At 69.4% G+C, this 14,827-nt stretch carries 13 protein-coding genes, 3 tRNA genes and 1 pseudogene; 9 read left to right on the top strand and 8 right to left on the bottom strand.

Annotated features, from left to right (window positions below; all coding sequences use genetic code 11):
- Positions 1-59: 59 nt before the first annotated feature.
- A pseudogene (locus tag FHX53_RS09720) lies at positions 60-1,262 on the top strand (ISL3 family transposase); the annotation flags it as partial.
- Between the two features lie 10 nt (positions 1,263-1,272).
- Here FHX53_RS09720 and FHX53_RS09715 read toward each other — a convergent pair.
- Complete coding sequence (locus FHX53_RS09715) at positions 1,273-2,169, bottom strand: integrase core domain-containing protein (protein ID WP_246335436.1); 897 nt, start codon at positions 2,167-2,169, stop codon at positions 1,273-1,275.
- Between the two features lie 50 nt (positions 2,170-2,219).
- A complete protein-coding gene (locus FHX53_RS09710) occupies positions 2,220-2,537 on the bottom strand; it encodes a transposase (protein WP_159502532.1) in 318 nt (105 codons plus the stop codon).
- 223 nt (positions 2,538-2,760) lie between these two features.
- Here FHX53_RS09710 and FHX53_RS09705 point away from each other — a divergent pair, with 223 nt between their 5' ends.
- A complete protein-coding gene (locus FHX53_RS09705) occupies positions 2,761-3,258 on the top strand; it encodes a hypothetical protein (protein WP_182491161.1) in 498 nt (165 codons plus the stop codon).
- Positions 3,259-3,581: 323 nt separating this feature from the next.
- Here FHX53_RS09705 and FHX53_RS09700 read toward each other — a convergent pair.
- Positions 3,582-4,479 (bottom strand): IS5 family transposase gene (locus FHX53_RS09700; protein ID WP_425488290.1). Its coding sequence is split into 2 segments (ribosomal slippage): positions 3,582-4,143 and positions 4,142-4,479, totalling 900 coding nucleotides; the frame shifts between segments, so codons are not numbered across the junction.
- Positions 4,480-4,524: 45 nt separating this feature from the next.
- Positions 4,525-4,935, bottom strand: coding sequence for a helix-turn-helix domain-containing protein (locus FHX53_RS09695; RefSeq protein ID WP_182491160.1), 411 nt, complete (start codon positions 4,933-4,935; stop codon positions 4,525-4,527).
- 97 nt (positions 4,936-5,032) lie between these two features.
- Between FHX53_RS09695 and FHX53_RS09690 the strand changes: the two genes are divergently transcribed.
- Positions 5,033-6,037, top strand: coding sequence for a tyrosine-type recombinase/integrase (locus FHX53_RS09690; RefSeq protein ID WP_182491159.1), 1,005 nt, complete (start codon positions 5,033-5,035; stop codon positions 6,035-6,037).
- Here the strand turns inward: FHX53_RS09690 and FHX53_RS09685 are convergent.
- The 3 genes from FHX53_RS09685 to FHX53_RS09675 form a co-directional block, all read right to left on the bottom strand.
- Positions 6,038-6,113 (bottom strand) — tRNA-Phe (locus FHX53_RS09685).
- A 73-nt stretch (positions 6,114-6,186) separates the two neighbouring features.
- A tRNA-Asp gene (locus FHX53_RS09680) sits at positions 6,187-6,263 on the bottom strand.
- Between the two features lie 28 nt (positions 6,264-6,291).
- Positions 6,292-6,367 (bottom strand) — tRNA-Glu (locus FHX53_RS09675).
- Between the two features lie 317 nt (positions 6,368-6,684).
- Between FHX53_RS09675 and FHX53_RS09670 the strand changes: the two genes are divergently transcribed.
- From FHX53_RS09670 to FHX53_RS09645, 6 genes are all read left to right on the top strand, one after another.
- On the top strand, positions 6,685-8,070 hold the full coding sequence (locus FHX53_RS09670; protein ID WP_182491158.1) for a peptidoglycan DD-metalloendopeptidase family protein: 1,386 nt from the start codon (positions 6,685-6,687) through the stop codon (positions 8,068-8,070).
- 9 nt (positions 8,071-8,079) lie between these two features.
- The gene (locus FHX53_RS09665) at positions 8,080-9,447 is read left to right on the top strand and encodes a C40 family peptidase (RefSeq protein WP_182491157.1); all 1,368 of its coding nucleotides are present in this window, start codon (positions 8,080-8,082) and stop codon (positions 9,445-9,447) included.
- Between the two features lie 40 nt (positions 9,448-9,487).
- Positions 9,488-10,453 carry a squalene cyclase gene (locus FHX53_RS09660; RefSeq protein ID WP_182491156.1) on the top strand — a complete coding sequence of 322 codons (966 nt, stop codon included), beginning with the start codon at positions 9,488-9,490 and terminating at the stop codon, positions 10,451-10,453.
- On the top strand, positions 10,450-11,583 hold the full coding sequence (locus FHX53_RS09655) for a sugar diacid recognition domain-containing protein (protein WP_182491155.1): 1,134 nt from the start codon (positions 10,450-10,452) through the stop codon (positions 11,581-11,583). Before FHX53_RS09660 ends, FHX53_RS09655 begins: the two co-directional genes overlap by 4 nt.
- Positions 11,584-11,692: 109 nt before the next feature.
- Positions 11,693-12,931, top strand: coding sequence for a glycerate kinase (locus tag FHX53_RS09650; RefSeq protein ID WP_182491154.1), 1,239 nt, complete (start codon positions 11,693-11,695; stop codon positions 12,929-12,931).
- Positions 12,928-14,298 carry a GntP family permease gene (locus FHX53_RS09645; protein WP_182491153.1) on the top strand — a complete coding sequence of 457 codons (1,371 nt, stop codon included), beginning with the start codon at positions 12,928-12,930 and terminating at the stop codon, positions 14,296-14,298. The genes FHX53_RS09650 and FHX53_RS09645 overlap by 4 nt, the downstream gene beginning before the upstream one ends.
- A gap of 29 nt (positions 14,299-14,327) precedes the next feature.
- On the opposite strand, the gene FHX53_RS09640 is transcribed toward FHX53_RS09645, so the two are convergent.
- Positions 14,328-14,819, bottom strand: a complete 492-nt coding sequence (locus FHX53_RS09640) for an inorganic diphosphatase (protein WP_182491152.1) — start codon at positions 14,817-14,819, stop codon at positions 14,328-14,330.
- Positions 14,820-14,827: the final 8 nt, after the last annotated feature.

The following is a 14,827-nucleotide window of genomic DNA, read 5'->3' as shown; positions in this document are numbered from 1 at the left end:
TAGAGGTCGAGGTCTTCCAGGATGGGAGTTCCTACGCTCACCGTCCGAAAGACCTCGACGTGCTCAACGCTACCTTCGACGCGCCCTGCCTCACCACGTTCTGCCGGCTCGACGAGCTCGGTCTGGAGGTGACGGGTCAACGGCTTGAGCGCGACCGGGCGGTGCTCGCCTGCCGGGTCATCGAGGCCGACGACTGGTGCCGCGCCTGCGGCTGCCGGGGCGTGCCGCGCGACACGGTCACGCGTAGCTTGGCGCATGCGCCGTTCGGGCATCGGCCGACGACCTTGCTGCTGCGCCTGCGCCGGTATCGCTGCAGCGGCTGCGGCCGCGTCTGGCGGCAGGACACGGCCGCGGCGGCGGAGCCGCGTGCGAAGATCTCTCGCGCGGGACTGCGCTGGGCGCTGGACGCGCTGGTGCTCGACCATCTCACCGTCTCGCGCGTCGCGGCCGGCCTGGGCGTCGCCTGGCACACCGCCAACACCGCCGTGCTCGAGGAGGGCAGGCGCCGCCTGCTCGACGACCCGGCACGGTTCGAGGGGGTCGCGGTGCTGGGCGTGGACGAGCACGTCTGGCGTCACACGCGCCGCGGCGACCGCTACGTGACCGTCATCATCGACCTCACCCCGATCCGCGACAAGACGGGGCCAGCCAGGCTGCTGGACATGGTCGAGGGCCGCTCCAAGCACGCGTTCCAGCAGTGGCTCGCCGCCCGACCTCAGGCGTGGCGAGACGGCGTCGAAGTTGTCGCGATGGACGGCTTCTCCGGCTTCAAGACCGCCACCGTCGAGGAGCTGCCCGAGGCGGTGGCCGTCATGGATCCGTTCCACGTCGTCCGCCTCGCCGGCAACGCGCTCGACAGCTGCCGGCGGCGCGTCCAGCAGCAGATCCACGGCCACCGCGGCCGCAAGGGCGATCCGCTCTACGCCGCCCGCCGCACCCTCCACACCGGTGCCGCGTTCCACACGCCGCGCCAGCAGCAGCGGCTCGACGCGCTCTTCGCCGACGAGCGGCATGCCGCCGTCGAGGTCACCTGGGGCATCTACCAGCACATGGTCGCCTCCTACCGCGACCCCGACCGAGCCGCGGGCAAGCAGCTGATGATCGAGCTGATCGACACGGTCAGCGTCGGCGTCCCCGGGGCGCTCCGCGAGGTCATCGCCCTCGGCCGGACGCTGAAACAGCGCGCCGCCGACGTGCTCGCCTACTTCGACCGGCCCGGCACCTCGAACGGGCCGACCGAGGCGATCAATGGCCGTCTCGAGCTGTCCCGCGTCAAGTAGTTGGCAGGGTTTCTTCGATTTCGAAGTTGGGGATGGTGGGGTCGGCCAGGCCGAGGTGCACGTCGATCGGCCGGTTCCAGGCGATCGCTTCGTGAGGACGTTCGGTGTTGTACTCGATGCGGTAGTCCTCTGCGCGTTCGACGAGGGTGAGCGCGTCGGGGATGTCGTCGAGGAACAGCCGCTCGTATTTCAATGTTCCGAATCCGCGTTCGCGTGACCCGTTCTGACCCGGTGATCTCACTCGGGTGCGGACGTGACGTAGCTCGGGGTGGCGCATGATGAACAGCTCGAAATTCAGCGACCGGAACGGGCCGCCGTTGTCCGTCACGATCGTCACCACCGGCAGCAGCTCACCGGTCTCGGGATCGATAGGGCAGGTGTCGACGAGCGGGTGCCCGAACATCGCTTCGTAATCGACCAAGGCGAGCTCTATCGCCGCGATCGCGTCGTGCTGATTCGCTGTCGGCGACACGTGGAACGGATGCTCGACCTTGGAGAACCAGTCCCGGCACCCGGCGATCCGCCAGGTGCCACCGGTCGTGGTCTCGAACTCGCTGAAGTCCAGCTGCCACACCTGATTGGGCCCCGTCGGGTTCCTCGCGAACGCGGCCTTGCGATCCGCCGCGAGCTGGCGGCGCTGCCTCTGGTACTCGGACGGCAGGATCAGCCCGTCATCGCGCAGCAGCCGCAGCACAGTCGCCTGCGACACCTTATGACCGTCATGCCGCGTCATCGCCCAGATCTTCCGATGACCCCACGCCGGATGCGCCAAGGCGTGTTTCGTGGCGAGCTCGCGGGCCGCCTCCCTCGCCGGCTGCGGCCACGGGCCCTTCGGCGGTCGGGACTGCTTCGCTTTGGCCTGCCAGCGCCGCCAGGTGCGTTCGGGCATGTCGATCAGCTGGCAGAACCTCGAAGTCGACATGCCCGCCTCGACGCGGATCACCTCGAGGTCCTCGAAGGGCCCAAGCGGCCCTCGGCGCTCTTCTTCCAGACGCGGATCTCAACCGCTGCCTCACCCAGAGCCTGGGTGAGCTCGGCGACCTCGTCCTCGAGTTGCTGCTCCCGGGTCGAGGGCTTGGACTTGCCCGCCTCGATCCCAGCCTTGCCGCCCTCGAGGAACTGGCGCTTCCAGTTCCCGATCGCTTGCTCGGAGACCTTCTCACGGCGGGCTGCCTCGGCGATCGTGATCTCGCCCTGCAGCACGGACAACACGATGCGGAGCTTCTTCTCCGCGGGGATCGTGGGGGGACGACTCATGACATTCAGACCTTTCAGCTGGGGCGTTGCATCAGCAACTAACTACCCCTGCCAAACATTCTGACGCGCGACAGAGCACCTCCGCGGCTCCGCCCTCGGCTTCCGGAACCTCACCAACTACATCGCCCGATCCCTGCTCGAGGCCGGAGGCTTTAGACCGTTGCTACACCCCCAAATGCGATGAGCCGCTTTACTGTTAACCGCGCAGGGCTTAGTTTGAGCTATGCCCGAGTTCCAGTTTCGCGATACCCCTATGTCGGACACGGCCATGTTGATGCCAGCGTTGAACGATCTCCTGCATTCCGATGCGCAGAGCGCTTCCCCGGAGGAGGCTGCCGTTTGGTTGATCGAGCAGCTCGACGATGAGTCGATGCAACTTACCGGCCAGCACCTCTTCGACTTCGACCTCTGGTTCTTTTCTCATTCGCCCTTGGAGTTGGGGGAGGCGCGGCGTAATGACGGCATTGGTGCTGTCTCGCGGGGGGTGAGTCTGGTGCGGTCTCGAGTCGACCGGCTGAACGCTATTGGATCACCAAGCGGACAGGTCGCGCGGGGCCTCTGGGTTCCATGGGAGATCGAGTATCGGTACGAAACCATTTATCAGTCGGAGTTCCCATGGGGAATAAGTTTTGTTATGCAGGGCGCCTTCCTCGGGAACCCCTTGGCAGGCGACAGGGGGCCCTGGAAGAACAAGCGCCCCAAGTTTCCGACTGCTGGCTGAATCGCCGACTCTTGAGCCCGGCTCTTGCGTTGCCTCAGGCTTCGTCGATACAGTTCGGGCAAACTAGAGGAGGTCATCGTGGGCATGTTCTGGACAGGTATCGGTCTGCTGGTCGTTGCTCTCCTAATCGTGGTAGTTGGAGTTAACATCGGAATGCAGGCTGCTGGGCCCGTCTACTTCCTTGGCCTTCTCTGCGCTGGTTTCGGCACGCTTTGGGTGATCCGCGGTCTTCTGTATCACCGGCGCTGAAGTTAGCGCCAGCGCAAGGGGCGATTCTCGGCCTGAGGTTTGGTCTTGATCTTGTGGGGGAAATTTCGGGAGCCCTAGGGCGTGTCTCCTAAGCGTTTGAGCCAGAGTGTGATGGCTCGCAGGACCGCGCCGCCGCGGTAGGTGAGCGCGAGTTTGTCGTATCTGGTGGCGAGCCCACGCCATTGCTTGTCTTCGTTGAAGCCGCGTTCGACAACGTTGCGACCCTTGTAGTCCTCGACGTCGTAGCTGACTGGTCGCCCGCCACGGGAGCCGCGACGCTGCCGGTGTCCCTGCTGGTCGGAGGGCTCGGGGATCACGGCGACGATCCCGCGTTCGCGCAGGCGGGTGCGGATGGCACGCGAGGAATACGCCTTGTCGCCGCGGACGCGGTCCGGTCTCGAGCGGGGCCTGCCCGGGCCACGCCGGCCAACTTTGAGGTGGTCCATGAGCACGGGGAACATCGGGGCATCGCCGGCCTGCCCGGGGCCGACCAGCACGACCAGCGGTAGCCCGCGGCCGTCGACGAGGTGGTGGATCTTCGTGCTCAACCCTCCGCGTGACCTGCCAATCGCGTGGTCAGGCGGCTCCTCCCGCAAATTCTTGTAACTCGATAGAGCCCCCTGTGTCGCGCGGGAGGTTCGTTGCGTGCTGATGCGCACGGTTGATGGTGGAGTCCACGCTGACGGCCCATTCGATCTCGCCCGCTGCGTCCGCGTCAGCGAGGATCTCGGCGTAGATACGATCCCAAGTGCCGTCTCCGCTGAACCGGCGATGACGCTTCCACGCGGTCTGCCACGGCCCGAACTCGGCGGGCAGATCACGCCACGGCGAACCCGTCCGATACCGCCACACGATCCCCTCCAGCACCCGACGATGCTCCTGAAACGGTCGCCCGCCCTTGCGGGAAGCGATCGGCATCAAAGGCTCGATCCGAGCCCAAGCAGAATCCGACAAAGTACGAGTACGCGTCACGCTCCCAGCCTGCCGCAACATCCCGCAGAGGTTACGAGACACGCCCTAGTCCTCGTAGCTCAGGGGGTGCTGTGCCCAGCGATTGACGGTGCTCAAGCCGACCCCAAGTAGGCGGGCGACCTCCCGCTGTGTGAAGACGTCTTTGGTGAGCGCGTACTCCACGACGATGCGCTCCCAGTTCGCGTAGTCCTTTCGGAAGCTGCCCATGCCAGCGAGCGTGCGGCGGATCGCGTCGCTGACGGTCGCGTTGTACTCGGCCCATACTTCGGGAACATCGATTTGCACCGCGCGATCGAAGGCGTCCTCGAACTTGTGCGCGGCCGTGTGGCTTCCGATGAGTCGGAGTTGCTCGCCTAGGTCCACGAGTCGCTTCCCCAGCTCATGGAAGTTCACGTCGTCGACCTGCCGGGCTCCTGCCGTAGGTTCGGTCGCCTTCGGATCGGGCTCTATGGTCATGGCCCAAGGGTAGACCCGAAGTTCGACGCTGGACACGCGTTCGCGAACACGAACTGTTGATGTTCGCGAACATGAACAAAGCATGTAGTCTGCGTACATGTTCGCGAACGAAAACATTACCTCGCCCCGGGTGGGTGAGCTCTGGGATCGCTATCGCGTCGTCGTGTTCTCGAAGATCGCGCCAGGAACGCAGCGTGCTTACTCGTACGCCTGGCGCCTTCGGGTCGCCCCATGGTTCGCGGAGCGCCCGATCAACTCGCTGACGACTCTTGACGTGGAAGAGGCGTTCGCCTCGTGGACGGGGTCAGAGTCCACGCGAGCGGATGCGCTCGGGGCACTGTCCGCGCTGTGCCGGGTCGCGGTGAAGGGCGGTCTGATTCCGTCGAATCCGTGCGTGGGGATCGATCGGCGTCGGGGCCAGGCTCCCGACGTTGCGGCGCGCGCCCTGACGATTCCGGAGTACGGGCGGTTGCTCGATGTACTCCCGGCGTCGGGCCCGTACCGGCGGTTCGTTCTCGCAATGGTCTTTACCGGCTGTCGGCTGGGCGAGGTTGCGGGCCTCCGGGTCGGTGATGTCGATTGGGCTGAACGCACGATCAAGGTCAGTCGCACGGCGTCACCCGAGTTTCAGGGTGAGCTGGTGGTCGGGCCGACGAAGGGGCGGCGAAGGCGGAGCGTGCCGGTGGTCGATGATCTGGTGCCGATTCTGCGCGAGGCATCAGAAGGCAAGGGCGAGCACGACTATCTCTTCACGGGGCCGCGCGGGGGCTTCATCAGCTCGAAGAATCTCAGCCGCGCGCTCGGCTGGCACTCGATCCGCGATCGGGTCAAGACGTTCGGCCCGGGCGAGCCTGCGCTGCATTGGCATGACCTGCGGCACACGGCGGCGGTGTTCTTATTCGAGGCGGGGTTACCCGCGCCGGACGTGCAGGCGATCCTCGGGCACTCGTCGCTGCTCGTGACGCAACTCTACGCGGATACGCGGCGCCTCGCTGCGCAGCGCGCTGTTCCGGCGCTGTCGCGGTTCCTGGGCTCCCAGTCGAGAGGTCAACTTGGAGGGGGTGAGTCTGCGGCAAGTTCCGCCTCTGGCCTGGTGATTTAGTGGTGGCTCCGACGGGCGTCGATCCCGTGACCTCACGATTTTCAGTCGTGCGCTCTACCAACTGAGCTACAGAGCCGTAGGGCGTTGCCGCCCACGGGGCTTTCGCCCCGGACGGAACGAGCCCCCTCCGAGGAGCGGGCTCGTCGCCGTGGCGACCCTGACGGGACTTGAACCCGCGACCTCCGCCGTGACAGGGCGGCACGCTAACCAACTGCGCTACAGGGCCATGCGTATTGAATTGTAGTGCTGCGGTCTGGTGACCCCAACGGGATTCGAACCCGTGCTGCCGCCGTGAAAGGGCGGTGTCCTAGGCCACTAAACGATGGGGCCGAAGCGGCGCGAGCCGTACAGCAACCGAGGCACGAGCATACCCGCCATCCGCGCGAAACGCCAAACCGGCCGGGATGCACCGCTGGGGCCGGTTCCGCGACCGTCCGGGCCGCCTCCCACGTCGGCGCGAGGCTCCGGGTTACGGTGCCCGGAACGACGGGATTGCGCGGTTCGCACACTCCCCTGTTCGGGTGCCTCGCGCTGGCGAGCATCCGTTGTTACTGTTGATGATGGTGCGCGTGTGAATGTTGCGACATAACGCGCGAACGCCGGATGGGAATCTTGCCATGCGCGAGAACACACGCTGGGGGAGCGGAATGAGCCGGAGCACGACGACGAGCGCCGCCGCGCCTCGTCGAGCCCGGTGGACGGCTCTCGTCGCCGGCGTCGCAGCCGCGCTCCTTCTCGTCACGACGGGCGTCACGGCGACGGAGCGCCCCGCGTTCGCCGTCACCTACCCGTCGTGGGACGACGTGCTCGACGCTCGCAAGAACGTCTCGGGCGCGAAGGCGAAGGCCGATGAGATCCGCGCTCTGATCCAGCAGCTCGCCGACGCCTCCGCGGCCGCGCAGGCCGAGGCCCAGCGCCTGGGCACCCTCTTCGAGGAGGCCCAGCTCGCGTTCGACGAGGCCTCCTTCCAGGCCGATGAACTGCAGCGGAAGTCCGACGAGGCAGCCGCCAAGGCCGAGGAGTCGCGCTTGCGCGCCGGCCAGTTCGTCGCCGAACTCTCGCGCGCCGGCGGCGCCGACCTCTCCGCGTCGCTCTTCACGAACCCCGACCAGGCGGAGAGCCTGCTGTCGCGCCTCGGCTATGCGAGCAAGATCTCCGAGCAGGCCGAGGGCATCTACGATGCCGCGATGCGCGACCAGCAGACCGCGCAGTCGTTCGCCGATCAGGCCGTCGTCGCCAAGCAGAAGCGCGAGGAGCTCCGTATCGCCGCCGAAGCCGCCTTCCAGCAGGCGCAGGAGGCCGCTGCGGCGGCCGCCGCAGCGGTCGCCGCCGAGGAGGAGAACAAGCGCCGCCTCGAGGTTCAGATCCAGGTCCTCGAGGAGGACCTCGTCATCACCGAGGCGGAGTATCAGGAGGGTGAGCGCAAGCGCAAGGAGGAGGAGGCCCGCCGGAAGGCTGCCGAGGAGGCTCGCCTGCGCGAGGAGCGCCGCCGCGCCGCCGAGGCCGCCGCTGCCGCCGAGGCCGCCGCTGCCGCGGAGGCCGCTGCCCGCGCGGCTCAGAACGCCGGCAGTAGCTCTGGTGGTGGTGGTGGTGGCGGTGGTGGTGGTGGAGCCCCCGCCGCGAGCGGCTGGGCTCAGCCCGCCTACGGCTGGATCTCCTCCCACTACGGATACCGCATCCACCCCGTCTACGGGACGTACCGCCTGCACACCGGGACCGACGTCGCGGCCAGCTGCGGCCAGCCCATCGCCGCCGCCGCGGGAGGCACAGTGACCTACGCGGGATGGAACGGCACCTACGGCAACTTCGTGATGATCAATCACGGCAACGGACTGACGACCGGCTACGCGCACATCTCCAACGGCGGGATCCGTGTCGACTTCGGCCAGAGCGTCTCGGCCGGGCAGACTATCGCTCTCGTCGGCACGACCGGCGCGTCCAACGGCTGCCACCTGCACTTCGAGGTCCGGACGAACGGCAACGCGATCGACCCTGCGCCCTTCATGGCGGCCAGAGGTGTCTATCTTGGCTAGGCGGCGCTGATGCGGCGCCCCGAGCGCCAGGCCATCGGAGCCGCCGCTCTCGCGGCGGTTCTGACGCTTGGGCTCGGGGTCACCCCGTCGCACGCGGCCCCCACCGATGCCCCGTCGTGGGACGAGGTGCAGAATGCCCGTGGTGATGTCGCCGCGACGGAAGCAGCGATCGAGCGCATCGCCGACGTCGTGCGGCAGCTGGAGGCCGACTACGCAGTCGCCGCCCGCGCGGCCCAGCAGTCGGCAGAGGACTACGCCCTCGCGATCGTCGATCTCGACGACGCCGCGTTGACGCTCGCCTCGCTCGAGCGGCGTGGGGCGGCGGCCGGCGCCCGAGCCGAAGAGTCCGCGCAGCGCGTCGGCATTCTCGCGACGCAGCTCCTCAGGGCCGGGCACGGCGACATCACCGCGAGTCTCCTCGTGGGCGGCGACGTCGACGGTCTGCTCTACCGCCTGGGCTCCATGACTAAGCTCGGCGAGCACTCCGCCTCGCTCATGGCCCTCGCGACGCACGACCAGAACACGGCTGCTTCCCTCGCAGAGCAGGCGGATGTCGCCCGCGGCGTCCTCGAGGCCCGTTCCGTGGACGCGCAGACCGCCTTCGATCGCGCGGTCGAGCTCGTCGCCGTAGCCGAGCAGCGCGTGACCGAGCAGACCGCCGCCATGGACGAGATGTCGCAGCAGCTCTCCGTGCTCACGGGTCGCTCGGCTGAGGTCGCGCGCGCCTACCTCGAGGCGATCGCGGCCGAGGAGAGTGCCGAATCGACAGTCGGCTCGACTACCGAGCCGAGACTGGACCCGGCGGCCGACCCGACCACGGAGCCGCAACTCGACGCCCCCCCTGCGCCCGAGGAGCCGGCCCCGCTCGAGCCGAGCGCGCCGTCACCGTCGCCGTCGGTGACGCGACCGGGCTTTGCTGTTCCGACGACGTCTCCGTCGCCGGAGCCGGCCGATCCGGCTCCCGCGCCGGTGTACGCGACGCCCAACGCAGCGGCGGTCTCGGCGGCGATCGCCTTCGCGAGGCAGCAACTGGGCGAGCCCTATGCTTTCGGCGGCCGCGGCCCTGACTCGTGGGACTGCTCCGGCCTCACGATGCAGTCCTACGCCGCGGCGGGGGTCTCCATCGGCGGCCACGGAGCGACGATGCAGTATCGGCACGCCGAGAGCAGCGGCAGGCTCGTGCCATACTCGCTGCGCCAGGCGGGCGATCTGATCTTCTACTCCGCGGGCGGCTCAACCTCCGGCTCGAAGTACCACGTCGCGCTCTACATCGGCGGCAACCGCATGATCGAGGCACCCTCGCCGGGCAAGACGGTTCGTGAGTGGCCCGTGTACACCTATGACCTCGTGCCGTACGTCGCTCGCCCCACGGGGTAGGGGCGTTCCGCGCGTCGGGGGTCGTCGCTAGGCTCCGGGCATGCCGACCGACGCCGCTCCGCTGCAGTGGATGCTCGACACCGACCCGGCGCTGCGCTGGCAGGTCGAGCGCGACCTGGGAGGCGAGCCGCCCGCAGTGTGGGAGGCGAGCCGCGCGCGCATCGCAGCCGAGGGCATGGGGGCGGCGCTGCTCGCCCATCAGGATGACGATGGCCAGTGGGCGGGGGGCGCTTACTTCCCCGCCGACTTCGACGTCGAGGGCCCCGAGGCGGCGGACGGCGCGGGCCAGCCGTGGACGGCGACGACGTGGACGCTGTCGACGCTCCGCGACTGGGGCCTCGACCCCTCCGCGCTCGCCGGGACGGCCGACAAGCTCGCCACGAGCGCACGATGGGAGTACGACGACCTGCCCTACTGGGGCGGCGAGGTCGACGCGTGCATCAACGGCTGGACCCTCGCGAACGGCGCCTGGCTCGGCGTCGACATGGCGGCGCTCGCCGACTGGTTCGCCGAGCACGAGATGGCCGAGGGCGGCTGGAACTGCGACTGGGTCGAGGGCTCGACGCGCGCCTCCGTGCACTCGACCCTCAATGCCCTCACGGGCATCCTCGACTGGGAGCGGCGCACGGGCGACGCGCGCCTGCGCGACGCGCGCCACCGCGCCGAGGAGTACCTGCTGCGCCGCCGCATCCTGTTCCGCGAGTCGACGGGCGAACTGCTGGGCGACTGGGTGACGCGCATCGCGTACCCGTTCCGCTGGAGGCACACGGCGTTCCGCGCGCTGGACTACTTCCGAGCCGCATCGCTCCACGACGGGACCCCTCCCGACCCCCGGCTCGCCGAGGCGGTGGCGACGGTGCGGGAGGCGCGGCAGTCCGATGGCACGTGGCTGCAGGAGCGCCGCTACCCGGGCCGCGTGTGGTTCGAGCTCGACGTGCCGGTGGGCGAGCGCTCGCCGTGGCTGACGTTCCTCGGCACGCGGGCGCTCGCGTGGTGGGACGGATGAGCCGCGGTCTGGATCCCTCGCTCGCTCAGCGGCTCGTGGACCAGGTCGGCGCCTCCATCGCGCACAACGTCAATCTGATGGACGCCGACGGGCTCATCATCGGGTCGCGCGACCCGGATCGGGTGGGAACGCCGCACGAGGGCGCGGCGCGCGCGGCGACCAGCCGCCGGCCGGTGCGAATCTCCTCGGCGGAGGCGACGGAGTTCGTCCGACCGGGCGTCAACCTGCCGCTCGTGGTCGACGGGGACGTACTGGGCGTCGTCGGTGTCACGGGGGATCCGGACGAGGTGGGCGAGCTCGCGTCCCTCGTGCTCCTTTCGCTCAGGCTCATCCTGGACGTCGAGCAGGAGCAGGATGCGCGCGCCGCGCGCGACGGTCAGGCACGAGAGCTCCTGGCCGCCCTCGCGGCTGGGCCCGTCGAGGCCGAGCTGCTGAGGGCGAGATCGGTCGCGGCCGGGGCGGCGCTTGAGCCGCCGTACCGGGTCATGGCGCTGTTCGAGCCCCCGGCCGCGCCGCGGTCGGGGATCGACGGCAGCCCCGCGCGGCGGGCTCCCGCTCCGCCGGTGGCCGCGGCTCGACTCCAGCGCGCCGCGCGCGCCGACCCGGGGTGCATCGCCGTCGTCGAGCACGACGCTCTCTGGGTGCTGCAGGGTGGGGCCGATTCCGGTGCAGGCGAACGGCTCCGGCGGCGTGCGGCCGAGCTCGACGCCGCGGTCCTCGACTCGGGCATCGTGCGCGAGCCGGAGGGGTTCGCGGGCGCGGTGCGTCGGGTCCGGCTTCTCCTCGCGGTGCCTGCGCTCGTCCCGTCGGCAGGCGGAGAGCTCCGCGACCTCGAGGCGGAGTCGCTGGTCGCAGCGATCTCGCCCGCGGAGCGGCGATCCCTCGCCGCTCGCGTGATCGCCCCGCTGGGTCGCCTCGAGCGGGCGACCGCGCGAGCGCTGGTCGAGGCCGGCGGATCCCTCTCCCTGACGGCCGCCGAGCTCGGACTGCACCGGAACTCGCTCGCGGCGAGGGTCGCGGCGCTCGCCCGCGCGACCGGTCGAGACCCGCGAGCTCCCGCGGAGCTCCGACGGCTCGCTCTCGGTCTGCTGGCCGCGCGGGCGACCGCAGCCGAGGAGTTCCCCGGCTGAGCCGTTCGTCCGTTACTGGGCTTCTTGCACAGTCACGACGCCCATAAGTAGATCAGGTATGTGCAGGACGCACGATGACGCACCGGACGGGCGTCCGTAGCGTTCGGGTGTGCTCACATCGTGGTCGGCCGTCCCCCTCCGGGTGCTCATCGCGCCCGACTCCTTCAAGGGCAGTCTCGACGCGGGAGCGGCCGCCACGGCGATCGCACGCGGCCTCCTCGAGGCGCTCGGACCACGGGTGCGCATCGCATCGCTCCCGATGGCCGATGGCGGCGAGGGGACTCTGGATGCTCTGCTCGCGGTGGCGGGCGCGCAGGAGCGCACCGTCCTGACGAGCGACGCGCTCGGCCGCCCGCGCCAGGCGCGATTCGGGCTGCTCCTCGACGGACGCGCGGTCATCGAGGCGGCCGAGGCGATCGGACTCCCCCTCGTCACGGACGTGCCCCTCCGCCCGCTCACCGCCGACAGCGGCGGCGCGGCACCGCTCGTGATCGACGCGCTCGACTCGGGCGTGGCGTCCATCCTGCTCACCGTCGGCGGGTCGGCGACGACCGACGGCGGCGCGGGGCTGCTGCGCGGGCTCGGCGTCCGGTTCCTGGACGAAGCCGGCGACGACATCCCCCTCGGAGGAGTAGGGCTCGAGAGACTCGATCGCATCGATCTTCGCGGCCTCGACCCCCGAGCCGCCCGGGCGCACTGGCGAATCGCGTGCGATGTAGACAATCCACTCACGGGGAGCACGGGGGCCGCAGCCGTGTTCGGCCCGCAGAAGGGTGCGGATGCGAGCGACATCGCCCGACTCGACGCGGGGCTCGCGCGACTCGCGGCGGCTCTCGAGTCCGCCACCGGCGTCTCCGTGGCGGGGATGCCCGGGGCTGGTGCAGCGGGAGGCATCCCCGCATCGCTCCACGCCGTTCTCGGTGCCGAGCTCGTGCCCGGCGCGGAGCTCGTCGCCGACGCCCTCGGACTCGCTTCGGCGATCGCCGACGCCGACCTCGTGATCACCGGCGAGGGCTCCCTAGATGCGCAGTCGCTCCGTGGCAAGGTCCCCGCCACCGTCGCCTCGAGCGCCTCGCGCGCAGGAGTGCCCGTCGTGGTCATCGCGGGCGCCGTGGACCTGAGCGCCGACGAGCTCGTCCGCGCCGGGATCGCCGTCGCTATCTCGCTGGCCGACGGCCCCGCGACGGTGGAGTCGCTCATCGATCGAGCTCCTGATCTGCTCGCCGCCGCCGCGCGCCGCGTCGGCGCACTCATCGACCTGGGCGGTGCGCTCGTGCACCGTTCGACCCCCGGCACCGGCGACGACGCCGGCGTCACCGACCGAACTCTCGAAGGAGAATGTTCATGATCGACGTCCTCATCCTCGTCGTGCTCATCGCAGCGATCGTCGTCGCGACCGCACGATTCCGGCTCCATCCGTTCCTCGCGCTGCTGGCCGCCGCGTTCATCGGCGCCTTCGCCCTCCGTCTCGCCCCGCTCGACGTCGTCCCGACGATCACCGAGGCATTCGGTCGTACGCTCGGCAACATCGGGATCGTGATCCTCTTCGGCACGATCATCGGGGTGATCCTCGAGCGCACCGGCGCGGCCCTCTCCATGGCCGAGGCGATCATCCGAGTGATCGGTCACCGCTTCCCCGGCCTGACGATGACGATCATCGGCTACATCGTCTCGATCCCGGTCTTCTGCGACTCCGGATTCGTCATTCTGAACTCGCTCAAGAAGGCGGTGACGATCCGCGCGGCAGCCAACCCGGTCGTCATGACGATCGCCCTCATGACCGGGCTGTACTCGACGCACGTCTTCGTTCCGCCGACTCCCGGGCCGATCGCCGCCGCCGAGAATTACGACGTCGTCGACCATCTCGGGCTCATCATCGGACTCGGCCTCATCGTGGCGGCCGTGTCCGCCGCCGCGGGTCTCGCCTTCGCACAGCTCTACCGGAACCGCGATCTTCCCCTGCTGCCGGAGGAGTCGGAGGATGCCGTCGCCGCGAACGCGTCGTGGGAGGAGCTGCGCGCGTCCTACGGACGTCTGCCGAGCGCCTTCGTGGCCTTCCTGCCGATCCTCCTCCCGATCGTGCTCATCGCGATCGGGTCGGTCGCGGCGCTGCCGACGACGCCGTTCGGCGAGGAGTCCGTGCTCACCGTCGCACTCCGCCTCCTCGGCACGCCCGCGGTCGCGCTCGCGATCGGCGTGATCGTCGCCGCTCTCACCCTCGGCGGCTCACGGGGTGAGAAGGACGGTTTCGCCGACCGCGTCGCAGAGGGAATCCGGGTGTCGGCCCCCATCCTGCTCATCACGGCGGCGGGCGCGAGCTTCGGCGCCGTGCTCGCGGCCTCCACGCTCGACGACGTCCTCGGCGAGACCCTTGCCGGGCTGGGGCTCGGGATCGCCGTGCCCTTCCTCGTCGCAGCCGCCCTCAAGTCGGCGCAGGGCTCCTCGACGGTCGCCCTCGTAACGACATCGACGCTGCTGTACCCGCTGCTGCCCTCGCTCGGCCTCGACAGCACGATCGGCGCCGTCCTCGCGGTGCTGGCGACGGGCGCGGGCGCGATGGTGGTCTCGCACGCCAACGACAGCTACTTCTGGGTCGTCTCGCAGTTCAGCCGACTCCCGGTCGCGACGGCGTACCGCACTCTCACGCCGGCGACGGCCGTCCAGGGAATCGCCGGCTTCATCGCCGTCTGGGTGCTCAGCCTGATCATGCTGTAGCGGCGCCCGGTTCGCCCGGCGACCGTGGGCTAGTGCGCGTGCGGCACGAAGGCGTCGATACCCGCCTGCACGACCGCCTCGGCCTCGGCCGCGTCGCCCCAGCCCTCGGTCTTGACCCACTTGCCGGGCTCGAGGTCCTTGTAGTGCTCGAAGAAGTGCTCGATCTCCTTGCGTGTCTGCTCCGGAACGTCCGCGAGGTCCTGGATGTGCGCCCAGCGCGGGTCCTTCGCGGGGACGCAGATCACTTTCGCGTCGCTGCCGCCGTCGTCGGTCATCTTGAACACGCCGACCGGGCGCACCTGCACGCCGACGCCGGGGAAGACCGGGAACTCGAGAAGCACGAGCGCGTCGACCGGGTCGCCGTCGAGGCCGAGCGTGTTCTCGAAGAAGCCGTAGTCGGTCGGGTAGACGAACGCGGTGAAGAGCACGCGGTCGAGGAAGACGCGGCCGGTCTCATGGTCGAACTCGTACTTGTTGCGGCTGCCCTTGGGCACCTCGATGGTCACGGGGTAGGCGCTCATGAACGCTC

The sequence above is a fragment of the Microcella alkalica genome (assembly GCF_014137945.1).
GTDB classification, from domain to species: domain Bacteria; phylum Actinomycetota; class Actinomycetes; order Actinomycetales; family Microbacteriaceae; genus Microcella; species Microcella alkalica.
The sequence above is the reverse complement of the archived record's forward strand: the minus strand, read 5'-3'. Positions and strand labels throughout refer to the sequence as shown.